Source organism: [Clostridium] scindens, from assembly GCF_019597925.1.
In the GTDB taxonomy this organism is placed as follows: domain Bacteria; phylum Bacillota; class Clostridia; order Lachnospirales; family Lachnospiraceae; genus Clostridium_AP.
In genome coordinates this window covers 2,020,382-2,043,868 of the sequence record NZ_CP080442.1, presented here as the reverse complement: position 1 = coordinate 2,043,868, position 23,487 = coordinate 2,020,382, and the positions used below count along the sequence as shown (strand labels likewise).

General features: G+C 49.1%; 29 protein-coding genes. All 29 read left to right on the top strand.

Annotation, left to right across the window (positions count from 1 at the left end):
* Positions 1-3: 3 nt before the first annotated feature.
* A complete protein-coding gene (locus K0036_RS09895) occupies positions 4-786 on the top strand; it encodes an SDR family NAD(P)-dependent oxidoreductase (protein ID WP_220429641.1) in 783 nt (260 codons plus the stop codon).
* 24 nt (positions 787-810) lie between these two features.
* Complete coding sequence (locus K0036_RS09890) at positions 811-1,389, top strand: hypothetical protein (RefSeq protein WP_025643436.1); 579 nt, start codon at positions 811-813, stop codon at positions 1,387-1,389.
* 24 nt (positions 1,390-1,413) lie between these two features.
* Positions 1,414-2,415, top strand: a complete 1,002-nt coding sequence (locus K0036_RS09885) for an RluA family pseudouridine synthase (RefSeq protein ID WP_220429640.1) — start codon at positions 1,414-1,416, stop codon at positions 2,413-2,415.
* Entirely contained in the window at positions 2,373-2,921 is a 549-nt protein-coding gene (locus K0036_RS09880; RefSeq protein ID WP_044955452.1) for a Holliday junction resolvase RecU, read from the top strand. Before K0036_RS09885 ends, K0036_RS09880 begins: the two co-directional genes overlap by 43 nt.
* Before the next feature lie 78 nt (positions 2,922-2,999).
* Complete coding sequence (gene hisZ / locus K0036_RS09875; protein ID WP_025643439.1) at positions 3,000-4,253, top strand: ATP phosphoribosyltransferase regulatory subunit; 1,254 nt, start codon at positions 3,000-3,002, stop codon at positions 4,251-4,253.
* Between the two features lie 7 nt (positions 4,254-4,260).
* Entirely contained in the window at positions 4,261-4,902 is a 642-nt protein-coding gene (gene hisG / locus K0036_RS09870) for an ATP phosphoribosyltransferase (RefSeq protein ID WP_004606019.1), read from the top strand.
* Positions 4,903-4,920: 18 nt separating this feature from the next.
* Positions 4,921-6,210: a histidinol dehydrogenase gene (gene hisD / locus K0036_RS09865; protein ID WP_220429639.1), complete on the top strand. Its 1,290-nt coding sequence runs from the start codon at positions 4,921-4,923 to the stop codon at positions 6,208-6,210.
* Positions 6,211-6,245: 35 nt separating this feature from the next.
* Positions 6,246-6,833, top strand: coding sequence for an imidazoleglycerol-phosphate dehydratase HisB (hisB, locus tag K0036_RS09860; RefSeq protein ID WP_220429638.1), 588 nt, complete (start codon positions 6,246-6,248; stop codon positions 6,831-6,833).
* A gap of 17 nt (positions 6,834-6,850) precedes the next feature.
* On the top strand, positions 6,851-8,134 hold the full coding sequence (hisIE, locus tag K0036_RS09855; protein WP_220431296.1) for a bifunctional phosphoribosyl-AMP cyclohydrolase/phosphoribosyl-ATP diphosphatase HisIE: 1,284 nt from the start codon (positions 6,851-6,853) through the stop codon (positions 8,132-8,134).
* Positions 8,135-8,214: 80 nt separating this feature from the next.
* Entirely contained in the window at positions 8,215-8,517 is a 303-nt protein-coding gene (locus tag K0036_RS09850; RefSeq protein ID WP_173693360.1) for a hypothetical protein, read from the top strand.
* A 116-nt stretch (positions 8,518-8,633) separates the two neighbouring features.
* Positions 8,634-9,482, top strand: coding sequence for a dTDP-4-dehydrorhamnose reductase (rfbD, locus tag K0036_RS09845; RefSeq protein ID WP_220429637.1), 849 nt, complete (start codon positions 8,634-8,636; stop codon positions 9,480-9,482).
* A 1-nt stretch (position 9,483) separates the two neighbouring features.
* Positions 9,484-10,764 (top strand): dicarboxylate/amino acid:cation symporter, encoded by a 1,281-nt coding sequence (locus K0036_RS09840; RefSeq protein WP_025643445.1) that lies wholly within the window; start codon positions 9,484-9,486, stop codon positions 10,762-10,764.
* A 138-nt stretch (positions 10,765-10,902) separates the two neighbouring features.
* The gene (locus K0036_RS09835; RefSeq protein ID WP_025643446.1) at positions 10,903-12,768 is read left to right on the top strand and encodes a TIGR03960 family B12-binding radical SAM protein; all 1,866 of its coding nucleotides are present in this window, start codon (positions 10,903-10,905) and stop codon (positions 12,766-12,768) included.
* Positions 12,752-13,480: a TIGR03936 family radical SAM-associated protein gene (locus K0036_RS09830; RefSeq protein WP_025643447.1), complete on the top strand. Its 729-nt coding sequence runs from the start codon at positions 12,752-12,754 to the stop codon at positions 13,478-13,480. The genes K0036_RS09835 and K0036_RS09830 overlap by 17 nt, the downstream gene beginning before the upstream one ends.
* Positions 13,480-14,370 (top strand): SPL family radical SAM protein, encoded by an 891-nt coding sequence (locus tag K0036_RS09825; RefSeq protein WP_334300878.1) that lies wholly within the window; start codon positions 13,480-13,482, stop codon positions 14,368-14,370. Before K0036_RS09830 ends, K0036_RS09825 begins: the two co-directional genes overlap by 1 nt.
* A 37-nt stretch (positions 14,371-14,407) precedes the next feature.
* Positions 14,408-14,896 carry a Cys-tRNA(Pro) deacylase gene (ybaK, locus tag K0036_RS09820; RefSeq protein ID WP_025643449.1) on the top strand — a complete coding sequence of 163 codons (489 nt, stop codon included), beginning with the start codon at positions 14,408-14,410 and terminating at the stop codon, positions 14,894-14,896.
* A gap of 30 nt (positions 14,897-14,926) precedes the next feature.
* Positions 14,927-15,511, top strand: a complete 585-nt coding sequence (locus tag K0036_RS09815; protein ID WP_025643450.1) for an HAD family hydrolase — start codon at positions 14,927-14,929, stop codon at positions 15,509-15,511.
* Positions 15,512-15,576: 65 nt separating this feature from the next.
* A complete protein-coding gene (locus K0036_RS09810; protein ID WP_025643451.1) occupies positions 15,577-16,911 on the top strand; it encodes an aspartate kinase in 1,335 nt (444 codons plus the stop codon).
* A 19-nt stretch (positions 16,912-16,930) separates the two neighbouring features.
* Complete coding sequence (locus tag K0036_RS09805; RefSeq protein ID WP_025643452.1) at positions 16,931-17,344, top strand: CBS domain-containing protein; 414 nt, start codon at positions 16,931-16,933, stop codon at positions 17,342-17,344.
* A gap of 2 nt (positions 17,345-17,346) precedes the next feature.
* Entirely contained in the window at positions 17,347-18,135 is a 789-nt protein-coding gene (locus K0036_RS09800; protein WP_173693355.1) for an amidohydrolase family protein, read from the top strand.
* A gap of 15 nt (positions 18,136-18,150) precedes the next feature.
* The gene (locus K0036_RS09795; protein WP_227036329.1) at positions 18,151-19,035 is read left to right on the top strand and encodes a DMT family transporter; all 885 of its coding nucleotides are present in this window, start codon (positions 18,151-18,153) and stop codon (positions 19,033-19,035) included.
* A gap of 107 nt (positions 19,036-19,142) precedes the next feature.
* On the top strand, positions 19,143-19,451 hold the full coding sequence (gene rplU / locus K0036_RS09790; RefSeq protein WP_004606034.1) for a 50S ribosomal protein L21: 309 nt from the start codon (positions 19,143-19,145) through the stop codon (positions 19,449-19,451).
* 14 nt (positions 19,452-19,465) lie between these two features.
* Positions 19,466-19,798, top strand: coding sequence for a ribosomal-processing cysteine protease Prp (locus K0036_RS09785; RefSeq protein ID WP_173693353.1), 333 nt, complete (start codon positions 19,466-19,468; stop codon positions 19,796-19,798).
* A gap of 5 nt (positions 19,799-19,803) precedes the next feature.
* Positions 19,804-20,088 (top strand): 50S ribosomal protein L27, encoded by a 285-nt coding sequence (rpmA, locus tag K0036_RS09780; RefSeq protein ID WP_004606036.1) that lies wholly within the window; start codon positions 19,804-19,806, stop codon positions 20,086-20,088.
* A gap of 160 nt (positions 20,089-20,248) precedes the next feature.
* The gene (obgE, locus tag K0036_RS09775) at positions 20,249-21,532 is read left to right on the top strand and encodes a GTPase ObgE (protein ID WP_173693352.1); all 1,284 of its coding nucleotides are present in this window, start codon (positions 20,249-20,251) and stop codon (positions 21,530-21,532) included.
* A gap of 27 nt (positions 21,533-21,559) precedes the next feature.
* A complete protein-coding gene (gene yhbY / locus K0036_RS09770) occupies positions 21,560-21,850 on the top strand; it encodes a ribosome assembly RNA-binding protein YhbY (RefSeq protein ID WP_025643456.1) in 291 nt (96 codons plus the stop codon).
* 50 nt (positions 21,851-21,900) lie between these two features.
* Positions 21,901-22,521, top strand: a complete 621-nt coding sequence (gene nadD, locus K0036_RS09765; RefSeq protein WP_173693351.1) for a nicotinate-nucleotide adenylyltransferase — start codon at positions 21,901-21,903, stop codon at positions 22,519-22,521.
* Positions 22,518-23,105, top strand: coding sequence for a bis(5'-nucleosyl)-tetraphosphatase (symmetrical) YqeK (gene yqeK, locus K0036_RS09760; protein ID WP_025643458.1), 588 nt, complete (start codon positions 22,518-22,520; stop codon positions 23,103-23,105). Before nadD ends, yqeK begins: the two co-directional genes overlap by 4 nt.
* A gap of 1 nt (position 23,106) precedes the next feature.
* Positions 23,107-23,460 (top strand): ribosome silencing factor, encoded by a 354-nt coding sequence (rsfS, locus tag K0036_RS09755; protein ID WP_220429635.1) that lies wholly within the window; start codon positions 23,107-23,109, stop codon positions 23,458-23,460.
* Positions 23,461-23,487: the final 27 nt, after the last annotated feature.

The following is a 23,487-nucleotide window of genomic DNA, read 5'->3' as shown; positions in this document are numbered from 1 at the left end:
GGCGTGATGAGAATTGCAATCATAACCGGGGCATCCTCGGGAATCGGCAGAGAATTTGCCCGGCAGATTCCCAGGCTGTATAAAAGCCTGGATGAACTGTGGGTAGTAGCGCGCAGGACCGACAGGCTGAAAGAACTGGCGAGAAAATCGGAAGTTCCCGTCCGGATCTTTGATGGCGACATGATGCGGGATTACATCTTCTCGCGGATAGAAAAAGAATTGGAAAGATATGGCGCGGATATCCGGATGCTGGTAAACGCCGCAGGATACGGAAAGATTGGAGCAGCGGAGGAATTGAGGATAGATGAGCAGTGCGAAATGGTCGACTTAAACTGCAGATCCCTGACCCGGCTGTCGCTCTTATGCTTGCCATATATGACAAAAGGAAGTAGAATAATTAATATTGCGTCCGCGGCAGCGTTCGCTCCACAGCCAGGATTTGCCGTGTATGCGGCTACAAAATCCTATGTATACAGTTTTTCACAGGCGATACGGGAAGAAGTGAAAGACCGGGGCATAGTAGTCACGGCAGTGTGTCCGGGCCCCGTGGACACGGAATTTTTCGATCGGGCAGGAGAACTTAAGAATTCCTGGAAGGCGACCGTCCGGGCCGATGTAACAGGCGTAGTCAGGCAGGCGTTAAGGGATTCAGTCAGGAGAAAGCCGGCATCTGTGTATGGCGCAGCCATGAAAGGGGCCCGGGTGCTTTCAAAGATCATGCCGGATGCGCAGATCGCGTCCGCGATGGCGTGGATGAACAAAGAAAGCCGCGAATCAGGACAATAAGGGAAATAAGGGAGAGTGTACAAAATGATGAAGATTGAGAAAGGACAGCCGGGATATGTGAAGGCTCGCAAGGTCAAGTATCTGATCTGGACCATTGCAGAATTTGGAGTGGTGATCGCCATATTCGTGCTGGGATACATGCAGACAGGAACGCGGATGAATTTATTTACGATCGTGGCAATCGTAGGCTGCCTTCCGGCGGCCAAGATGCTGGTGGAATTGATCACGATGGCGCCCCACAAGAGCATTGAGCCGGATAAGTACAAGGAGATTGAGGAAAAGGCGCCTCTGGTTACCAGAGTCTACGATATGGTAATCACCAGCCGGGATAAAGTCATGCCAGTGGACGCGATCGTAATATCCGGCCATGTGGTATGCGGATATGCCAGCAGCCCCAGGACGGACGAGACCCTTCTTGCAAAGCATATAAAGGATATGCTGAAAGCCAGCCACTATGACAAGATGACGGTAAAGATCTTCCACGATTACGTCGCCTTCTTGTCCAGGGCCGAAGGGATGAACAATATTGCCTCGATAGAAAAGGCGGATACCAGGAAAAAGGAAAGAGAGATCAGAAATATCATTCTGAATCTTTCAATGTAATGAGTGTTTCTGAAAAGGACTACTATGAAAGAAATAATAATTAGCCAGAATGAAGCAGGCCAGAGGCTGGATAAGTTCTTAAAAAAATATCTCGCCAAGGCCCCGGGAAGTTTCTTATATAAGATGCTGCGCAAGAAGAATATCGTGCTCAACGGCAAGAAGGCAACAGGAAATGAGAAGTTAGGCGTAGGGGACAGCGTGAAGCTGTTTCTGGCGGATGACACGATTGGGAAGTTTGCCGGCCTGGCACCTATCAAAGAAGAGTACCAGGTATCCGTGGATCTGGATATCATTTATGAGGATGCCAATGTCCTATTTATCAATAAGCCTGCGGGGATGCTGTCCCAGAAGGCCGCAAAGGACGATGTGTCCATGGTGGAGCATGTGATCGCCTATCTGCTTGCAGAAGGGAGCATCACGCAGGAGGAATTGCGGACATTCCGCCCCTCCATCTGCAACCGCCTGGATCGGAATACCAGCGGCCTGATCGTGGCAGGAAAGAGTCTGATAGGGCTGCAGGCCATGGCAAGGCTTTTCAAGGACAGGACCCTGAAAAAATACTATCTTTGCTTTGTAAAGGGCGAGATTCGCAGACGGGAGCATATCTACGGCTATCTTGCCAAAAATGAAAATACCAACAAGGTTACGATAGAGGAGGCAGGGGATACGCCGATCGAGACGGAATATGTTCCAATTGCATACAACCAGGAGATGACCCTGCTAAAGGTGCATCTGATCACCGGGCGTACCCATCAGATTCGGGCGCACCTTGCTTCCAAGGGGCATCCCCTTCTGGGGGACTATAAATACGGCGATGCAGGATGGAACCGGCAGTTTAAGGAACGCTATCAGGCAAGTGCCCAGCAGCTGCATGCATATCAGATGGAACTTCCCCGGATGGAGGCGCCTTTGGATGAACTATCTGGGATGACTTTTACAGCCAAGGTTCCGCCTCTATTCTGGAGACTGATAAAGGAGACAACATGGGAACATGGAATTCAAGAGGCCTTAGAGGTTCAACATTAGAAGAGATGGTCAACCGGACCAATGAATGGTATCTGGAAAAAGGGCTTGCCCTGATGCAGAAGATACCGACGCCCATCACTCCGGTAAAGATGGACAAGGAGCACAGGCAGATTACGCTGGCCTACTTCGACCAGAGGAGCACCATCGACTATATTGGCGCCGTTCAGGGGATACCGGCATGCTTTGACGCCAAGGAATGCGTGGCGGAGACATTTCCGCTTCAGAATATTCATGAACATCAGGTGACGTTCATGGAGGAATTCGAGAAGCAGGGAGGAATCGCCTTTATCCTGATCTACTATACATCCAGGAATATTCTGTACTATATGCGGTTCGAGGAACTCCACAGATTCTGGATGCGGGCAAAAGAAGGCGGCAGAAAAAGCTTCCGGTTCGACGAGCTGGACTCCAGATTCTTCCTGGAATTTATGAGGGGCTGCTACGTCCCCTATCTGGACGCTATGAATCTGGATCTGGAGTTGCGGGAGGAACTTGACAAAGAGTAGGAAAATGCTTATAATTCAATAGAGTTTTTAACATGGTAGCACGCTAAAGCGTAAAGGATATATGAATTTGGAGGATATATGAAGAAATTATTACATACTCCGGAAGGAGTCAGAGATATATATAATGTAGAATGTGGGAAAAAACTAGCATTGGAAGGACGTATCAAAAAGGTATTCCACTTATATGGGTATCATGATATCCAGACGCCTACGTTTGAATATTTTGATGTGTTCCGCAAAGAGATTGGAACCGTTCCTTCCAACGAGCTGTATAAATTTTTCGATAAAGACGGGAATACGCTGGCCCTCAGGCCGGATATCACCCCGTCCATAGCCCGTGCGGCGGCCACGCTGTTTCAGGATGAGGAACTGCCAATCCGGCTTTGCTATACCGGCAGCACCTTCGTCAACCATTCCAACTATCAGGGACGTCTGCGGGAAACCACCCAGATGGGCGCGGAACTGATGGGAGACGATTCCGTGGAGGCGGATGCGGAGATGCTGGCGCTGGTGATCGAGTCTATGCTGACCATCGGCCTTAAGGAATTCCAGTTAAGCGTAGGCAATGTAGACTTTTTCCAGAGCCTGATAGAGGATGCCTGCCTGGATGAGGAGGCGGAACTGCGCGTACGGGAATTGATCAATAACCGGAATTATTTTGGCGTGGAAGAGTTCCTGGACAGCATTCAGGTAAAGAGAAGCTCCAAGGAAGCGTTTTCGGCCTTGAATGAATTGGTAGGCGGGATCGATATCCTGGCGCAGGCGAAGAACATCGCGCCGAATTCCAAGGGCGTGATGGCAGTAAAAAGGCTGGAAAAGATCTATGATACCTTGAAACTCTATGGCGTGGAGAAATTCGTGACCTTCGACTTAAGCATGAGCGGAACCTACGGATACTATACCGGCATTATCTTCCGGGGCTATACCTTTGGCACCGGGGATGCCATCGTCAAGGGAGGCCGCTATGACCATCTGCTTGAGAAGTTCGGCAAGGAATCCGCATCCATCGGCTTTGTCATCGTGATCGATGAACTGATGAACGCCCTGATCCGTCAGAAGGTTCGCATCGTTTATACCAGGAAGAATACGCTGATCCTCTATGATGAGGGAAAGCAGCGGGAAGCCATTGCCCTTGCCAAAGATTTTCGCCGGAAGGCTAAGAATACGGAACTGATCAAGAAATCCAAAGGCAAGCTGCTGGAGGAGTATGTAGAATATGGAAAAGAATACTATGCCGGAAACCTGATTTATATAAAGAAATCTGGCGAGATCACCATGATTAATCTGGTCACCGGAGAGCATAAGATCGTGAATAGCACAGATAGGAGTTAGACCGAATATGAGATACTTGACATTTGCTTTGGGAAAAGGACGTCTGGCGAACCAGACGCTGGAACTGTTTGAAAAAATCGGTATTACCTGCGAGGAGATGAAGGATAAGGAGTCCCGGAAGCTGATCTTCACCAATGAGGAACTGAAGCTTCGCTTCTTCCTCGCGAAGGGGCCGGATGTGCCCACTTATGTCGAATACGGCGCTGCCGATATCGGCGTGGTAGGGAAGGACACGATTCTGGAAGAGGGCCGCAAGGTTCATGAAGTTCTGGATCTGGGATATGGAAAATGCAAGATGTGCGTCTGCGGGCATAAGGAGGCAGCGCCGCTTCTGCAGCATCATGAATTGATCCGGGTAGCCACCAAATATCCGAATATCGCGAAGGATTATTTCTATAATACCAAGCATCAGACCGTGGAGATCATCAAGCTGAACGGCTCCATCGAGCTGGCGCCCATCGTGGGGCTGTCGGAAGTGATCGTGGATATTGTGGAGACAGGCTCCACGTTGAAGGAAAATGGTCTGGAGGTACTGGAAGAAGTGTGCCCGCTATCTGCAAGGATGATCGTCAATCCGGTGAGCATGCGTATGGAAAGCGAGCGGATCAAATCCCTTCTTACCAGATTGCGCGCGCAGATCGCGATATAAAGAAAGGAAGAGGCTATCATGAGAATACAACGTTTAGATGCGAATACAAGACAAAATCTTCTGGAAGACCTGCTGAAGAGAAGCCCCAACAATTATGGGGAGTACGAAAAAGGAGTAGCAGAGATCCTCGCGCGCGTCAAAAGAGAAAAGGACGAGGCGGTCTTTGACTATACGCGTAAGTTTGACCAGGCAGTCATCAGCGCCGCGAATATCAAGGTAACGGAAGATGAGATAAAGGAAGCCTATGAACTGGCTGACCCGGCACTGGTGGAGATTATCCGAAAGGCCCTCAAGAATATAGAGGCTTACCATGAGAAGCAGAGGCAGTACAGCTGGTTTGACAGCAAGCCGGACGGGACCATGCTGGGACAGAAGGTAACGCCGCTTAAGCGGGTAGGCGTATACGTGCCGGGCGGAAAAGCAGTATACCCATCCTCCGTGCTGATGAACATCATGCCTGCGAAAGTGGCAGGCGTAGAAGAGATTATTATGGTGACGCCGCCGGATAAGGACGGGAAAGTCACCCCGAATACCCTGGTCGCCGCCCATGAGGCAGGCGCTACTGCCATCTACAAGGTGGGCGGAGCCCAGGCAATCGGCGCGCTGGCGTATGGAACCCAGAGCATTCCGAAGGTGGACAAGATCGTTGGCCCGGGCAATATCTATGTGGCTCTGGCGAAAAAAGCCGTGTATGGCCACGTAAGCATTGACGCCATTGCAGGCCCAAGCGAGATCCTGGTGATCGCGGATGAATCTGCCAATCCCAGATATGTGGCGGCGGATCTTCTGTCGCAGGCAGAGCACGATGAGCTGGCTTCCGCGATCCTGGTAACCACAAGCGAGGAACTGGCAGAACAGGTATCGGACCAGGTTGACGCATTCTTAAAAGAACTGCCAAGAAGCGGGATTATCAGCAAGTCTCTTGACAATTACGGCTACATATTGATCGCGGATTCCATGGAGGACGCCATTGAGACCGCAAACGAGATCGCGTCCGAGCACCTGGAGATACAGACGAAGGATCCTTATGACGTGATGACAAAGATCCGCAATGCAGGCGCTATCTTTATCGGCGAATATTCCAGCGAGCCGCTGGGAGACTATTTTGCCGGACCAAACCATGTACTGCCGACCAATGGCACGGCCAAGTTCTTCTCGCCGCTGTCGGTGGATGATTTTATCAAGAAATCAAGCATCATTGCATACTCCAGAAACGCGCTGGAGGCAATCCATGAGGATATCGAGGACTTTGCGAAGGCGGAGCAGCTGACTGCCCACGCTAATTCCATCAAAGTCCGCTTTGAATAGACGGATGTAAAATACGAAGACAGGGGGCTAGAAGCATGAATAGAACAGCCAGTTGTACAAGAACTACGAAAGAGACGGATATTGCTCTTACGCTGAATCTGGATGGCACGGGAAAGACGCAGATCGACACAGGAGTTGGATTTTTTGATCACATGCTGGATGGATTTGCCAGGCATGGATTATTCGATCTGACGGTGAAGGTTAAGGGAGATCTGGACGTGGACTGCCATCATACCATAGAAGATACAGGGATCGTCCTGGGACAGGCAATCCTTGAGGCCATCGGCGACAAGGCGGGAATCCGGCGCTATGGGCATTTCATGCTGCCGATGGATGAGACGCTGGCCTTATGCGCCGTGGATCTCTCGGGAAGGCCCTATCTCAGGTTCCAATCTGAGTTTACAGCAGAGCGTATCGGCGATATGGATACGGAGATGATCAAAGAATTCTTCTATGCAGTGTCCTACAGCGCGAAGATGAATATCCATCTTCGCATTCTGGATGGGGAGAATAGCCATCACATGGCAGAGGCGCTGTTTAAGAGTTTTGGAAAAGCACTGGACATGGCAACGCTACCTGAGCCAAGGATTCAGGAAGCATGGACTACAAAAGGGAGCCTATAAAGGAGGCGGCATAAATGATGAGTTATAAAAGATTGATTCCCTGCATATTCATTGCAGGCGGCAAAGCGGTAAAATGGTTCGACGACGATACGGTAATGACAGATGACGTCGTCGGGCTTGCAAAATATTACAGCGACCACGGGGCTGACGAACTGCTGGTCTTCGACCTCTCTGATTCGGACGAGGAGCATGACGAGGCGATAGACCTGATGAAGCGGATGAACCGCATGATACGGATTCCCATGGTTGCAGGCGGAAATATCAGAAGGCAGGAAGATATTAAGAAGATTCTGTATGCAGGTGCCAAGCGCGCCATGCTGAATTTCTCCAAGCCGGACAGCGTGAAGCTGATCGAGGATGCCGCGAAGCGCTTCGGAAAGGAGAAAATAGCGGTGTCCTTGAATGACTTTGACGCGCTGTTCAAGCATCAGCACCTGATCAATGACTATAGCAGCGAGATCATATTCATGCATCGCCTGGATCTCAATTCTGTTATGAATGTGACGGAGGTGCCCTGCGTGATCGTAACCGACACTATGGAGGAGCCGGAACTGTTCAAGATATTGAAATGCCCGGGAGTCAAAGGCCTCTCTGGAAAGTTTGTCAGCCAGACGGATATGGATTTCGTGGAATTCAAGGAAAAATGCGGCCAGGAGGAGATTAAGATGACATCTTTTGAAAGCATGATGGAATTCTCCCAGTTCAAGACGAATGAGCAGGGGCTGATCCCGGTGGTCGTACAGCACTATAAGACCCAGGAAGTCCTGATGCTGGCATATATGAACGAGGAGGCTTTCTATAAAACCATTAAAACGGGAAAGATGACCTACTATAGCCGCAGCAGGCAGCAACTGTGGACCAAGGGGGAGACCAGCGGACATTTCCAGTATGTCAAGTCCCTGACCATCGACTGCGACTACGACACCTTGCTTGCAAAAGTGGACCAGATCGGGGCGGCTTGTCATACAGGCAATCCTACCTGCTTTTTCCAGCCGCTGGTAGGCAACGATTATGACGAGACCAATCCTCTCCAAGTGTTTGAAGCGGTGTACGACACGATCGTAGACCGGAGGGAGAACCCAAAAGAGGGCTCCTATACCAACTACCTGTTTGACAAGGGAATCGACAAGATATTGAAGAAGGTGGGAGAAGAAGCCACTGAGATAGTGATCGCTGCCAAGAACCCGAATCCGGAAGAGGTAAAATACGAGATGGCCGATTTCCTGTACCATGCTATGGTGCTAATGGTTGAAAAGGGCATCAGTTGGGAAGATATCATAAAAGAACTGGCGGACCGTTAGAAACAGGAATGAACAGGCATGGGTCATGCATATACTTTCTTAGGCTATGATTGTTACATAAGTAAGAAAGGATGATCAGCATGAACGATTCGGAAAAACGAAGACGCCAGCTTCTGGAGGAAACCCGTTCCTTATACAGTGACAGAAATTCGCCGCCGGCAGTCCATCCAAGGTACAAGTTCGCCTATGCAAGGCTGTACGGAGATGAGGAGGAGATGGCGCCGGGCACGTTTGGACTGCGCCTATTCCTGTGCTTTATGCTTTTTGCAGCATTTGTAGCCATGGATAATAATGGGATTACCGTAAAAAGCGTAAGCAGCGACCGTATCGTCCAGGAGATCACGACGGATCTGGACGTGGCGGAAGTGTGGAAGAACCTATAGATTTCAACATTTGTTGACACAGGAAAAAGAAATTGATATAATAGCCTCCGTGAGAGAAGAAAAAAGCGTTGATTTACACTAATCAACGCTTTTACTATGCCAAGGAGGGTGTTAGAATGATCAAAATCTGGATAGTCGGTTCCTCCGGACAGATAGGAACTGCGATTAATGAAGTCCTGAATCCATTAGAAGTAGAAGTGTTCAACACGGACAAGGACGAACTGGATATAACAGAAACGGACGAGGTGCTGAATTTTGGCGAGATCAACCGTCCGGATGTTATTATTAACTGTGCGGCGGTCACGGACACGGAAGTATGCGAGAGGGAGCCAGAACTGGCTTACCGTGTCAATGCGCTGGGCGCGCGCAACTTAAGCATCGTGGCGCGCAAAGTAGGGGCTAAGATGGTCCAGCTGTCTACCGACGACGTATTTGACGGGATGAGCAAGACTCCCTACAGCGAGTTTGACGATACCAATCCAAGGACAGTGTACGGCCGCTCTAAAAGAGCAGGGGAGAACTATGTAAAAGAGTTTACCCATAAGCACTTCATCATCAGGAGCAACTGGGTCTATGGACGAGGGAATAATTTCGTCACAAAAGTACTTGATGCAGCGGAAGCAGGAAGGACGCTTGCAGTGGCATCCGACCAGTTTGGCTCGCCGACCAGCGCAAAGGATCTGGCAAGAATTATCCTGTATCTGATCCGGACCAATGAGTATGGCACTTACCACGTCACCTGCAAGGGCGTGTGCAGCCGCTTTGAATTCGCCCAGGAGATTCTGAGATTTTCCGGCAAGGAAGGCAGCCTTAAGGCAGTGCCGACCAGCGAATCGGATCTATCTTCCGAAAGGCCTGCCTACGCGGTGCTTGACAACTTCATCCTGCGGATCATCGATGTGTACGAGATGCCGGAATGGAAGCGTTCACTGGAAGAATATATGAAGGAAAGAAAGGAGGGCTAGAATGGGAAAGACGGCAAAAGAAAAGAAGATTGGACTAACGACAAAAATTTTCATCGCTCTGATCGCAGGTGCAATATTCGGGATTATCCTATGCTATCTGGTACCTTCCGGGCATGTCAGAGATGATATTGTCGTAGAAGGAATCTTATATGTAATTGGACAAGGGTTCATCCGGCTGATGAAGATGCTGGTGGTGCCGCTGGTGTTCTGCTCTCTGGTGTGTGGAAGCATGGCCATCGGGGATACGAAAAAACTGGGCACGGTAGGGGTGAGGACGCTGATCTTCTATCTTTTTACAACAGCCCTCGCCATTACCGTGGCTCTGACGGTGGGAAATATTATTGATCCCGGAGTCGGGCTTGATATGAGCGCGATCAAGACGAACGCTGCCGATGTGGCGCAGATGGAGGCTACATCGCTTACCGATACCCTGCTGAACATCATCCCGGACAACCCGGTCAACTCTCTGGCCAGCGGCAGCATGCTGCAGATCATCGTCTTTGCGCTGATCATCGGCGTGATATTGGCCAAACTGGGCGATCGGGCAGAGACGGTCAGCAACTTTTTCGGCCAATTCAATGATATCATGATGGAGATGACCATGATGGTCATGAGCCTGGCTCCGATCGGCGTATTCTGCCTGATTTCCAGGACATTTGCCAATATTGGCTTTAGCGCGTTCCTGCCTCTTGGAAAGTATATGATCGGGGTGCTGCTGGCTCTGGCGATCCAATGCCTCATCGTATATCTGGGACTGCTTAAAGTATTTACGGGGCTGAATCCGATCAAATTCATTAAGAATTTCTTCCCGGTGATGGCGTTCGCGTTTTCCACAGCCACGTCCAATGCCACTATTCCGCTGTCCATTGACACGCTGGCAAAAAAGATGGGCGTATCCAAGAAGATCTCATCCTTCACGATTCCGCTTGGGGCGACCATCAATATGGACGGTACTGCCATCATGCAGGGCGTAGCGGTAGTGTTCGCGGCACAGGCATTCGGCATCCATCTTACCATGACAGACTATATTACGGTCATCGGAACCGCAACGCTGGCATCCATCGGAACCGCAGGCGTTCCCAGCGTAGGGCTTGTAACCCTGACCATGGTATTCAACTCTGTAGGCCTTCCGGTAGAAGCGATCGGGCTGATCATGGGCATTGACCGTATTCTGGATATGACCAGGACGGCGGTCAATATTACTGGAGATGCTGTGTGCACGACGATCGTGGCGCATCAGAACAAGGCAATAGACAGAAGCGTACTTGAAAATGCTCAATAAAGCCGCAAACTGTCAAAGGAGAGCCTTCCGCGTGGGGCTCTCCTTTCTTTCCATTGAAAATTATTTGCTTGAAGTTCTACCATAGGATGATATAATAAAAGCGTTATGTAACATGCATAAAGTATAAAGGATGAAAACATGAGAAGATTAGCATTAAGTGATGAAATATTATTAAAAATCGAGAAGCCTGCCCGGTATATCGGGAACGAGGTAAACTCGGTGATGAAAGACAAGGATAAGGTGGACATCCGGTTTGCCATGTGCTTTCCGGACGTCTATGAAATTGGCATGTCCCATCTGGGTATCCAGATACTATATGACATGTTTAACCGGCGGGATGATGTGTGGTGCGAGCGGGTCTATTCTCCGTGGACAGATCTGGACGCGATAATGAGGGAGCAGAAGATTCCTCTATTTGCGCTGGAATCACAGGATCCCATCAAGGATTTTGATTTCCTGGGCATTACGATCCAGTATGAGATGTGCTATACGAACATTCTGCAGATCCTGGACTTAAGCCAGATTCCCTGGAGGGCATCAGACCGGGATGAGTCAGATCCGATCGTCATAGGGGGCGGTCCATGCACTTATAACCCGGAACCGCTGGCCGAATTTTTTGACCTGTTCTATATGGGAGAAGGGGAGACGGTCTATGATCAGCTCCTGGATGCTTATAAAGAGAATAAGAAAAATAGTGGTACCAGAAAGGACTACTTAGAAAAAGCGGCTGAAATCGAAGGAATCTATGTTCCAGCCTTCTATGACGTGGCGTATAAGGAGGATGGGACGATTGCTTCCTTCACTCCGAATAATTCCCATGCCTCGGCCACGATTCAGAAACAGATGGTAACGGATGTGACCAATACCTATTATCCCAAAGCCCCGGTGGTTCCATTTATCAAGGCGACGCAGGATCGGGTGGTACTGGAAATCCAGCGGGGATGCATCCGCGGCTGTCGTTTCTGCCAGGCAGGCATGCTGTATCGCCCAACCCGGGAGAGGGACGTAGAGGTGCTGAAGGAATATGCCTACGAGATGCTGAAGAATACAGGCCACGAGGAGATATCCTTAAGTTCCTTGAGTTCCAGCGATTACAGCCAGTTAAAGGAGTTGGTCACCTATCTGATTGAAGCGTTTAAGGAGGAAGGAATCAATATTTCCCTGCCGTCCCTTCGGATCGATGCCTTTTCTCTGGATGTCATGAGCAAGGTTCAGGATGTCCGCAAAAGCAGCCTGACATTTGCGCCGGAGGCAGGCTCCCAGCGCCTGCGGGACGTGATCAACAAGGGGCTGACAGAAGAGGTGATACTGGAGGGGGCCGGACAGGCATTTGAAGGAGGATGGAATAAGGTAAAACTTTATTTCATGCTCGGCCTGCCTACGGAGACAGAAGAGGATATGAAAGAGATCCCAAGGCTGGCGGATAAGATCGCCCGGAGATATTACGAGATCCCCAAGGAGGAAAGAAACGGAAAATGCCAGATCACCACAAGCACCTCCTTTTTTATCCCCAAGCCATTCACTCCATTCCAGTGGGCAAGGATGTACAGCAATAAAGAGTATATTGCCAGAGCCGCCATCGTAAAGCACGAGTTCCAGGAGCAGCTCAACCGCAAGAGTTTGAAATATAACTGGCATGACGCGGAGACTACGGTATTGGAAGGGGTTCTGGCCCGCGGCGACCGGAAGATCGGGCAGGTCATTGAGGAGGCCTACCGCCAGGGATGTCTGTACGATGCCTGGAGCGAGACGTTTTGTTATAATAAGTGGATGAAAGCCTTTGAAAACACGGGCATTGATATTGAGTTTTATAACTGCCGGCAGAGAGACGCGGCGGAAATATTCCCCTGGGACTTTATTGACATCGGGGTTACCAAGGCCTTCCTCCGCAAGGAATGGGAGCGCGCACTGGCAGGAGAGGTGACGCCCAACTGCAGGATGCAGTGTTCCGGGTGCGGAGCCGCAAAGTATAAAGGAGGTGTCTGCATTGAAAGCAAGAATTAAATTTCGGAAATATGGAGTCATGAAATTCATCGGACACCTGGATATGATGCGTTTTTTCCAGAAGGCAATGCGAAGGGCCCAGATTCCCATCGCACTCAGCGGAGGGTACAGCCCTCATATGATTATGTCCTTTGCCCAGCCCCTGGGCGTTGGTCTTACCAGCGACGGCGAATATATGGATGTGGAATTAAAAGCGCCGATCGCCTCTGCCGAGGCAGTAGAACGGCTGAATAAGGCCATGGTGGAAGGCGTGGAGGTCGTAAGCTTCCGGGAGATTCCGGATGAGAAGAAGGCAAGCGGCATGACGATCGTTGCCGCCGCTGATTATAAGGTGACGCTGCTTGCGTCTTCCAGGACATCTGAGATAACAGAAGACATCCCGGAATGCTGGATCGAAAAGACGGAAGCATTTATGGGTCTTCCTGAAATCGTGGTGATGAAGAAGACAAAACGCAGCGAGAAAGAAGTGGATATCAAGCCGATGATCTATAATATGGAGGCATGCAAGGATGGATGGCATCTGTTCCTTGCGACCGGAAGCGAGCAGAACTTAAAGCCGGATCTGGTGATGGACGCATTTCTGAAGTATTGTGGAGAAGAGCCTCAGAATGTGCCGCTTCATTTTCATCGCCTGGAGGTATATGCCAGACAGGATGGAACGCCGTCTGGCTACGTAACCTTAGAAGCATTGGGAAAGGAAATAAGCCTGTGATCGAATATATTCCCGCCAAGACCATCGTGACGAGGATGAAAAAGCCCGGGGAATGGTTTGGCGCCGATTATAATATGAATATCTATAAGGGCTGCTGCCATGGCTGTATCTACTGCGACAGCCGCTCCGAATGCTATGGCATCCAGGAATTTGACAAGGTCATGGCTAAGGAGGACGCGCTTCGGATCATCCGGGACGATCTGCGCCGCAAGGTAAAGAGAGGAGTCGTGGCCACGGGAGCCATGAGTGATCCTTACAATCCTTATGAAAAGGAACTGCTTCTTACCCGGCATGCCTTGGAACTGTGCGATGCGTTTGAATTCGGCATTGCCATCGCCACGAAGAGCAGTCTGCTGACGCGGGATATAGACGTTCTATCCGATATCAAGGAACATTCCCCGGTGCTGTGCAAGGTGACCATAACCACCAGCGACGATGCGCTTGCCGCCAAGATCGAGCCTGGCGTAGGCCCATCCTCGGAACGCTTCCAGATGATCCGGAGACTGTCGGATGCCGGAATCTATGCAGGGATACTACTGATGCCGGTACTGCCTTATCTGGAGGATTCCCCGGAGAATATCCGCCAGATTGTCCAAATGGCGGCGGATGCCGGAGCCAGGTTTACCTACCCGGCTTTCGGAGTGACGCTTCGAGGCAACCAGCGGGACTGGTATTACGGCAAGCTGAATGAACTGTTCCCCGGACAGGGATATGTGGAGAAGTATCAGAAAAGATATGGCTCTTATTATGAATGCAGAAGCCCGAAGGCCAAGAGTTTGTGGAACGTTTTGAAAGAAGAATGCGAGAAGCATCATATTCTTTACCAGATGAAAGATATCATCCACAGCTACAGGCAGCCTTATGCATACGAGCAGTTAAGCTTATTCTAACATTGCGCGGCATGCACATGCGACAGGAGGAATGATTATGAGCAAGAAGGAAGTAAAGACCAATGCCATGCGCATCTTGGACCGGCTGAAGATTTCCTATGAGTATACGACTTACGAATGCGATGAATTTACGGACGGAGTCCAGGTGGCGGATAAGCTGGGCTATCCCCATGAACTGGTTTACAAGACGCTGGTAACCATTGGAAAAAGTGGCGGATACTATGTATTCGTCATTCCCATAGAGGCGGAGATAGACTTTAAGAAGGCAGCCAGAACGGTGAAGGAAAAATCTCTGGAGATGCTGCATCTTAAGGATCTGACAAAAGTGACGGGCTACATCAGAGGGGGATGCACGGCAATCGGAATGAAGAAGCAGTTTCCTACCGTAATCCAGGAAAGCGCAAAGAAACTGGAACAGATCCATATTAGCGGAGGGCGGCTTGGCATGCAGTTGAAATTATCGCCATTTGACTTGCAAAAGGCAGCAAATGCCGAATTCGCTGATGTGATACGGACGGATGATTGAAGCGAAAAGAAGCAGAAGAAAGGGTTGGGCATGAATACGGTAATTTTTGATATCGGAAAAGTATTGGTTGACTATGACTGGAAGACGTATCTGGATAGTTTTGGATACGAGGAGGATATCCGGGAAAAGGTAGCAGATGCGGTATTTCGAAATGAAGACTGGGTGGAAGGCGACCGTGGAATCGTATCCACGCAAGAGTGGCTGCAGCTCTTTATTGAGAATGAACCCTCCTGCGAAGCGCAGATCCGGGAGGTATTCGCCGGATTTGGGGGAACCATCCGGCCATTATCCTATACGGAAGCGTGGATTCGCTATTTTCGGGACCAAGGATATAAGATTTACTACCTTTCCAATTTCTCCTATGAACTTCATCGGCAGGCATATGAGAAATTGAAGTTTCTGGATACGTTCGACGGCGGCATATTCTCCTGGAAAGAAAAGTGCATTAAGCCAGATGAGCAGATATACCGCCTTCTTCTAAAAAGATATTCCATCGATCCGGCAGAGGCCGTGTTCTATGATGACCGCCCTGAAAATGTAGAAACCGCACAGAGGCTTGGGATTAAGGGAATTGTATTTCATAAAGATATTCCATTGCAGATGATGGAAAAATGATGTAATATAATAGAAGTCATTTATTGAAGTCATAGGATTAAGCAGTTTGGAGGAATACAAAAGAGATGAAGATAGTTGTAAAGTTTGGTGGAAGTTCATTAGCAAGTGCAGAGCAGTTTAAGAAAGTTGGCAAGATTATTAAGAAGGATGAGGCAAGAAAATATGTGATTCCTTCTGCACCCGGAAAACGGACGCCGGACGATACAAAGGTAACGGATCTGCTGTATAGCTGCTATGGGCAGGCACTCCTGGAAGAGGACGAGTGCGAGGAGAATTTCGAGGGCCTGCTTGCTGAGATAAAGAAACGGTATGAAGAGATTATAAGCGGCCTGGGGCTTACGCTTAGCCTGGATGATGAGTTCCGGACGATCCGCGAGAACTTCAGCAAGAAGATCGGAAGAGACTATGCGGCGTCCAGAGGAGAATACTTAAATGGCATAATCATGGCAGCCTATCTGGGGTACGAATTTATTGATGCCGCGGAAGTCATCCTGTTTGACGCCGCCGGCAATTTTGACGCGGAGAAGACAGACAAGTTATTGTCCAAAAGGCTGGCGAAGACGGAGCGGGCCGTTATACCAGGATTCTATGGCTCCATGCCAGGAGGAAAGATCAAGACATTTTCCAGAGGGGGCTCCGACATTACGGGATCCATTGTCTCAAAGGCTGTCCATGCCGATCTGTACGAGAACTGGACGGATGTGTCCGGGTTCTTGATCGCGGATCCAAGGATCGTAAGAAAGCCCAAATCTATCGACGTCATTACATACAGGGAATTAAGGGAATTATCCTACATGGGCGCGACGGTGCTGCATGAAGATGCCATCTTCCCGGTACGCAAAGAAGGAATTCCGATTAATATCCGCAATACCAATTCACCGGAGGATAAAGGGACCTTGATCGTGGAGGGAACTTGCAGAAAGCCTCGGTTTGTTATTACGGGAATTGCCGGTAAGAAGGATTTTGCGTCCATTACGGTGGAAAAAGCCATGATGAACTCAGAGGTGGGATTCTGTAAAAAGGTGTTGGAAGTCTTTGAGGAAAATGACATTTCCATCGAGCATATGCCTTCCGGGATCGATACGATGACGATCTTCGTCCATCAGGATGAGTTCGAGGAGAAAGAGCAGAAGGTAATCGCCGGAATTCACAGGGCTGTGGAGCCGGATTTCCTGGAACTGGAATCAGACCTGGCTCTGGTCGCCGTGGTGGGAAGAGGAATGCGCGCGACCCGGGGAACGTCTGGAAGGATCTTTTCCGCTCTGGCGCATGCCAACGTCAATGTCAAGATGATTGACCAGGGCTCCAGCGAGCTTAATATCATTATCGGGGTAAGGAACCATGATTTTGAAACCGCTGTCAATGCAATCTACGATATATTCGTAAAAACAATGATATAAAGACTTGGGGAGGTCTAAAATGAATATCTTATTTTTCTTGAAGCCGAAAAGCGAGCTGGCATACATCTATGATTACCATACGCTGCGCCAGGCTTTGGAGATTATGGAATACCACAAGTATTCTTCGGTGCCGATCTTGAATCGGGAGGGGAAATACGTTGGCTCGATTACAGAAGGCGACGTTCTGTGGTCATTGAAGAAGCTGAATATTCTGAGCATTAAAGATGCGGAGGATATTAGCATTATGAAGATTGAACGCCGGTTGGACTATCAATGCGTAACCGCTGAATCGAATATGGAAGACCTGATCGGTAAGGCGATGGAACAGAATTTCGTTCCGGTGGTTGATGATCAGGAACACTTTATCGGCATCATCACGCGGCGTGATATCATCGGCTATTACTCTGATAAAATGAAGGAATGTGACAAATAATTATGATAATAGATTTTCATACACATATGTTTCCGGATAAAATTGCAAAAGGAACCTTAGACTTTCTGGAAGGGGTCTGCAAGGTAACTCCCTATACAGATGGCACATACGAAGGACTGAAGGCGTCCGGCGAAAGGGCGGGAGTTGACATCTCCGTGGCATTGCCGGCTGTTACCAAGGTGTCCCAGATTCCATCCATCAACCGGTTTGCATCCAGTTATCTTGAGGGTCCTGTGATCTCTTTTGGCGGCATCCATCCGGAAAGCGAAAACTACAAGCAGGAATTGCAGGAGATTAAAAGCCTTGGGATGAAAGGCATCAAGCTGCATCCGGACTATCAGGAAATGTATTTCAATGATATCCGTTACAAGAGGCTGGTGTCCTACGCCTCAGAACTAGGGCTGATCACCGTCGTGCATGCCGGACGGGACCCAAAGTGCCCGGAGGACGTTCACTGCACGCCTCAGATGGCGCTGGAATTAATCCGCGAGGTAGCGCCCGAGAATATGGTACTTGCGCATCTTGGGGGCAATGAGATGTGGGATGACGTGGAAGAGTATCTGGTAGGCCAAGACGTCTACTTCGATACGGGCGTGGTACTGGGCAAGATACCGGATGAGCAGTTCGTCCGGATCGTCCGGACCCATGGCGCTGACAAGATCTTATTTGCCACCGACTCCCCATGGGCAGGGCAGAAAGAGTTCATAGAACTTCTGTCCGGCATGCCTCTTACAGAGGAAGAAAAGGATCAGATATTTTACAAAAATGCCTGCAGTTTATTAGCGATTTAGCGAAAGGGAATGCCTATGAAAAAATTAGCCCCGTTATTCGTATTGATGGCCTCAGTCTTATGGGGCTCGATGGGAATTGTTACAAGATATGTGGCAGACATTGGATTTACTACGAGACAGACAGCAGCAGTCCGCATTTGCTCGGCCGCTGCTGTTTTGATATTGTTTCTTCTGATTACCGACCATCGGAAACTGAAGATTGAGAAGCAGGATTTGAAATGGTTCTTAGGAACAGGGCTGGGAAGCCTGTTCATCAATAACCTGGCTTATGCGGAGACGGTCCAGAGGGCGTCCCTGTCTGTGGCAGTGGTCCTTCTTTATACGGCGCCGTTCTTTGTCATGATCATGTCGATTCTTTTTTTCAAGGAAAAACTGACGCTTCAGAAGGTTGTGGCCCTTCTATTGTCTTTTGCCGGATGCGTTCTGGTAGTGGGACTGTCTGGAGCCAATGCAGGAAGCAGCGGGGCGGTTACGCTGCTGATCGGCCTTTGCGCCGGATTCGGCTATTCCCTGTACAGCATTTTCGGAAAAGTGCTGGTAGGAAAATACGATTCTCTTACCGTAACCGTATATACGTTCATCTTTGCCTCTGTCGGAACGCTGATCATCTGCCAGCCGGCATCTATGGTACAGCGTATCGCGGCAAATCCTTCCAAGATGCCTCTGGTTGTCATTGGAAGCGTAGTGACGCTGGCGCTTCCCTATGTCAGCTATTCTATTGGGCTTAAGTATATGGAGAGCAGCAAGGCCTCCATCATTGCTTCATTCGAAGTGGTGGCAGCCAGCTTGTTTGGCGTGGCGCTGTATCATGAGACGCTGGATGCGTACAACATAATCGGCATCATCTGCGTGGTATCGGCCCTGATACTTTTGCAGGTAAATTTTCACAAGAATACTTGATTTTTGCCAATTCCTGTGATATTATATACCAGTATGCCGCACAATGAGGTCTTAAAGTTCCCGCAGGGACACCGTAATTGGCGAGTAATGATAATAGGAGGTGCCATATGTACGCGATTATAGCAACAGGTGGTAAACAGTACAAAGTAGCCGAAGGCGATATCATTAAAGTAGAAAAGCTTGGTGTAGAGGCCGGAGAGACTTATACATTTGACCAAGTACTTGCAGTAAGCGATAACGGATTAAAAGTTGGAAATCCAACCGTTGAAGGAGCAACCGTAGAGGCTTCTGTAGTGGAAAACGGAAAAGCAAAGAAAGTCATTGTTTACAAGTATAAGAGAAAAACTGGATACCATAAGAAAAATGGTCACAGACAGCAGTATACTGCAGTAAAAATTGACAAAATCAATGCTTAATTTGGAGATAATCCATGATTCATGTAACCATTTATGAAAATGACCGTAAAGAATGCATAGGCTTTCAGACCAAAGGACATGCCGAATATGCCGAGATGGGACAGGATATCGTATGCGCAGCCGTTTCCGTGCTGGTCATTAACACGATGAATGCCATTGAACTATATACGGATGACGAGGTGTCGGTACTTTCCGACGAGGAGGAAGGGATTGTTTCCTTCCATGTGAATGGCGCGCCCTCCAAGGAGGCAGCGCTGCTGTTAAAGACTATGATTCTTGGTCTGAGAGAAATGGCGGATGATGAGAACTATGCAGAATATATTGATTTAACATTCGAGGAGGTGTAACAACCATGATGAAATTAAACCTTCAGTTTTTCGCTCATAAAAAAGGTGTTGGTTCTACAAAGAACGGCAGAGACTCTGAATCTAAGAGACTGGGCGCTAAGAGAGCGGATGGACAGTTTGTAAAAGCTGGCAACATCCTCTACAGACAGCGTGGAACAAAGATTCATCCAGGAATCAATGTTGGCCGCGGCGGAGACGATACATTATTCGCGCTGGTTGATGGCGTTGTAAGATTTGAGAGAAAAGGAAGAGATAAGAAACAGGTTTCTATCTATCCGGTTGCTAAATAATAACAGACTACGAAGAAGAGTGCTGCAGATAACTGGTTCTGGTTATAAGGCAGTACTCTTTTTTTTAGCGGTCAGGATGGGGATGGCAAATAGCCGTTCCTTATGATATAATATACAGGATATTGGGGAAAATAAGCAAAAAAAGAAAGAGGAACATTATATGTTTGCAGACAGAGCAAAGATATTCATAAAATCAGGAAAAGGCGGTGACGGACACGTCAGTTTCCGCCGGGAACTCTATGTGCCAAACGGCGGGCCTGACGGCGGCGATGGCGGAAGAGGCGGCGATGTCATCTTTGAAGTGGATGAGGGGCTGAATACTCTGCAGGATTACCGGCACAGGAAGAAATATGCCGCAAAAGACGGAGAGCAAGGCGGAAAGCGCAGATGCCACGGCAAGGATGCGGAAGATATCGTGCTGAAGGTGCCGGAAGGAACCGTCATCAAGGAATCGGAATCTGGCAAAGTAATTGCCGATATGTCCGGAGACAACCGTCGGCAGGTGATCTTAAAAGGCGGAAGAGGAGGCCTGGGAAACCAGCATTTCGCAACGTCTACCATGCAGATTCCCAAATATGCCCAGCCCGGACAGCCATCCCAGGAATTGTGGGTGAATCTGGAATTGAAAGTGATCGCGGATGTGGGCCTTGTGGGATTTCCCAATGTAGGAAAGTCCACGCTTCTATCCAGGGTGACGAATGCGGATCCGAAGATTGCCAACTATCATTTTACCACGCTGAATCCAAATCTTGGCGTTGTAGACTTGCCTGATGGCAGAGGATTCGTGATGGCGGATATCCCAGGGCTGATTGAAGGGGCATCCGAAGGAGTCGGCCTGGGCCATGAATTCCTGCGCCATATCGAGCGCACCAAATTGATGATCCATGTGGTAGATGCCGCTGGTACGGAAGGCCGGGACCCGGTTGATGATATCTATAAGATCAACGCGGAATTAGAGGCCTATAACCCGGATATCGCCAAACGGCCGCAGGTGATCGCAGCCAACAAGGTGGATGTCATATACCCGGAGGGGGAAGATCCGATCCAGAGGCTGAAAGATGAATTCGAACCTAAGGGAATCCGTGTCTTCCCGATATCCGGCGTTACCGGAGCGGGAATCAAGGAACTTCTCTACTTTGTATCCGACAGGCTGAGCGAGCTGGATCAGGCGCCAGTGATCTTCGAGCCGGAATATTTCCCGGAAGAAGAACTGATCCACGAGAACCTCCCATATACCGTCGAAAAGGAAGACGATATCTATGTGGTGGAAGGCCCGAAGATCGAGAAGATGCTGGGCTATACCAACCTGGACTCGGAGAAAGGCTTTGCCTTCTTCCAGAAGTTCTTAAAGGATACCGGAATCCTGGATGAACTGGAGGCCGCAGGCATCCAGGAAGGCGACACGGTGCGGATGTACGGGCTGCAGTTTGATTATTATAAATAGTGAAATAGAACAGGAGAATGACAGACGATGACGACAAAGCAAAGAGCATACCTAAAAAGCCTTGCCATGACAATGGACCCGATCTTCCAGATTGGGAAGAACAGCATGACGCCGGAACTTACGAAAGCGGTTGCGGAAGCGCTTCAGGCACGGGAACTGATCAAGATCAGCGTGCTGAAGAACTGTGCCGATGATCCCCGCGAACTGGCGGATATGATGGCGGAACGCACCAAATCCCAAGTCGTGCAGGTGATCGGAAAGAAGATTGTCTTATATAAAGAAGGAAAAGATAAGAATAAGAAGATACAGCTGCCTTAATATCCCTCAGCATTACGGAGGCTTCATGTGGCAGAGCGAGGCAGATAATTATGAAGATTGGAATCATGGGAGGGACGTTTGATCCGATCCATAATGGGCATCTTATGCTGGGACAGGCTGCATATGAAACATTCCATCTGGATCAGATATGGTTCATGCCCAATGGGCATCCTCCCCACAAAGACAGAACTACAATTGAATCCGACGTAGATGACCGGATCGAGATGGTGAGACTGGCAATTGGCGGAAAGGAAGAATTCCGGCTGGAATTGTATGAGGCATGCCGGGAGGAAGTATCTTATAGCTACAGTACGATGGAATTTTTTAATCAGATATATCCGGAGGATGAGTTTTATTTTATCATCGGCGCGGACTCGCTGTTTGCCATCGAGACTTGGGCGCATCCGGAACGGTTATTTCCAACCTGTACCGTACTGGCCACCTACCGTGACGAGATCAATACCAGGGCTGAGATGGAAGAGCAGATTCAGTATCTGACGCGAAAGTACGATGCCCATATCCGGCTATTGGCGACGCCTTTGATGAGCGTATCGTCGAGCGAGCTAAGAAGAGAGATTAAAAGCGGCAAGTCGATCGCAGCCTATGTTCCATCCAGCGTGGAAGACTATATTATCAGAAATCATCTGTATGAGAGGAATGGCAGCATATGAATCAAAAGATAACCAGAATACGCCGTAAGCTGATGGCGGAACTGGACAAAGAGCGTTATGAGCATACCCTGGGCGTCATGTATACTGCCGCGTCCATGGCAATGCGCTACGATGCGGACATTGATAAGGCGCTGATGGCAGGACTGCTCCATGACTGCGCCAAATGTATATCCGGCGAGAACAAGATCAAGCTCTGCGGCCGATATCATCTGAGCGTTTCCGAAGTGGAGAAGGCCAATCCCAGCCTGCTGCACGCGAAACTGGGGGCTTTCCTGGCGGCAAAGAAGTACCATGTTGACGACAAGGAGATTGTGAACGCCATTGCCAGCCACACTACCGGAAGGCCGCACATGTCGCTGCTGGAGAAGATTATTTATATCGCCGATTATATCGAGCCTGGCAGGGAAGAACTTCCAAATATGGCGGAAGTACGGAAACTGGCTTTTCATGATATCGATGCCTGCCTGTACCGGATATTAAAGGATTCGCTGGTATATCTTGACAGCAGGAACATCCCGATTGACCCTATGACAGAGAAATCATATCAATATTATAAAGAGAAATTAGATCAGAAGGAGGAATAGCATGGAACAAGCAAAGGAAATGGCACGCGTCGCATTTGAGGCGCTGGAAGATAAAAAAGGAGAAGACACCTGTGTCATTGATATCTCGCATATCTCGGTACTTGCAGATTATTTTGTTATATCCAATGGGAACAGCGACAGCCAGGTAAAAGCCCTGGTTGACAATGTGGAAGAAAAGATGCACAAGGCCGGATTCATCCAGAAGCAGGGAGAAGGACGAAATGGCGGCTCTTGGGTACTTCTGGATTACGGTGATATTATCGTGCATGTATTTGACGATGAAAACAGAGAATTTTATAATCTGGAGCGCATTTGGAGCGACGGAAGACGATTCGGCGACATAAAAGATTTATAGACTGATAAGAAAAGAACCGGAGAGGAA

Excerpts from the sequence above, each read along its gene's own strand:
- K0036_RS09885 (WP_220429640.1), top strand. The coding sequence starts at position 1,414 with ATGAAAGAAATAATAATTAGCCAGAATGAAGCAGGCCAGAGGCTGGAT.
- nadD (WP_173693351.1), top strand. The coding sequence starts at position 21,901 with ATGAAGATTGGAATCATGGGAGGGACGTTTGATCCGATCCATAATGGG.
- yhbY (WP_025643456.1), top strand. The coding sequence starts at position 21,560 with ATGACGACAAAGCAAAGAGCATACCTAAAAAGCCTTGCCATGACAATG.
- hisB (WP_220429638.1), top strand. The coding sequence starts at position 6,246 with ATGAATAGAACAGCCAGTTGTACAAGAACTACGAAAGAGACGGATATT.
- rsfS (WP_220429635.1), top strand. The coding sequence starts at position 23,107 with ATGGAACAAGCAAAGGAAATGGCACGCGTCGCATTTGAGGCGCTGGAA.
- K0036_RS09880 (WP_044955452.1), top strand. The coding sequence starts at position 2,373 with ATGGGAACATGGAATTCAAGAGGCCTTAGAGGTTCAACATTAGAAGAG.
- K0036_RS09850 (WP_173693360.1), top strand. The coding sequence starts at position 8,215 with ATGAACGATTCGGAAAAACGAAGACGCCAGCTTCTGGAGGAAACCCGT.
- K0036_RS09785 (WP_173693353.1), top strand. The coding sequence starts at position 19,466 with ATGATTCATGTAACCATTTATGAAAATGACCGTAAAGAATGCATAGGC.
- K0036_RS09890 (WP_025643436.1), top strand. The coding sequence starts at position 811 with ATGATGAAGATTGAGAAAGGACAGCCGGGATATGTGAAGGCTCGCAAG.
- rfbD (WP_220429637.1), top strand. The coding sequence starts at position 8,634 with ATGATCAAAATCTGGATAGTCGGTTCCTCCGGACAGATAGGAACTGCG.
- yqeK (WP_025643458.1), top strand. The coding sequence starts at position 22,518 with ATGAATCAAAAGATAACCAGAATACGCCGTAAGCTGATGGCGGAACTG.
- K0036_RS09810 (WP_025643451.1), top strand. The coding sequence starts at position 15,577 with ATGAAGATAGTTGTAAAGTTTGGTGGAAGTTCATTAGCAAGTGCAGAG.
- ybaK (WP_025643449.1), top strand. The coding sequence starts at position 14,408 with ATGAGCAAGAAGGAAGTAAAGACCAATGCCATGCGCATCTTGGACCGG.
- hisG (WP_004606019.1), top strand. The coding sequence starts at position 4,261 with ATGAGATACTTGACATTTGCTTTGGGAAAAGGACGTCTGGCGAACCAG.
- rplU (WP_004606034.1), top strand. The coding sequence starts at position 19,143 with ATGTACGCGATTATAGCAACAGGTGGTAAACAGTACAAAGTAGCCGAA.
- hisZ (WP_025643439.1), top strand. The coding sequence starts at position 3,000 with ATGAAGAAATTATTACATACTCCGGAAGGAGTCAGAGATATATATAAT.
- rpmA (WP_004606036.1), top strand. The coding sequence starts at position 19,804 with ATGATGAAATTAAACCTTCAGTTTTTCGCTCATAAAAAAGGTGTTGGT.
- K0036_RS09840 (WP_025643445.1), top strand. The coding sequence starts at position 9,484 with ATGGGAAAGACGGCAAAAGAAAAGAAGATTGGACTAACGACAAAAATT.
- K0036_RS09835 (WP_025643446.1), top strand. The coding sequence starts at position 10,903 with ATGAGAAGATTAGCATTAAGTGATGAAATATTATTAAAAATCGAGAAG.
- K0036_RS09795 (WP_227036329.1), top strand. The coding sequence starts at position 18,151 with ATGAAAAAATTAGCCCCGTTATTCGTATTGATGGCCTCAGTCTTATGG.
- K0036_RS09800 (WP_173693355.1), top strand. The coding sequence starts at position 17,347 with ATGATAATAGATTTTCATACACATATGTTTCCGGATAAAATTGCAAAA.
- K0036_RS09805 (WP_025643452.1), top strand. The coding sequence starts at position 16,931 with ATGAATATCTTATTTTTCTTGAAGCCGAAAAGCGAGCTGGCATACATC.
- hisIE (WP_220431296.1), top strand. The coding sequence starts at position 6,851 with ATGAGTTATAAAAGATTGATTCCCTGCATATTCATTGCAGGCGGCAAA.
- obgE (WP_173693352.1), top strand. The coding sequence starts at position 20,249 with ATGTTTGCAGACAGAGCAAAGATATTCATAAAATCAGGAAAAGGCGGT.
- K0036_RS09815 (WP_025643450.1), top strand. The coding sequence starts at position 14,927 with ATGAATACGGTAATTTTTGATATCGGAAAAGTATTGGTTGACTATGAC.
- hisD (WP_220429639.1), top strand. The coding sequence starts at position 4,921 with ATGAGAATACAACGTTTAGATGCGAATACAAGACAAAATCTTCTGGAA.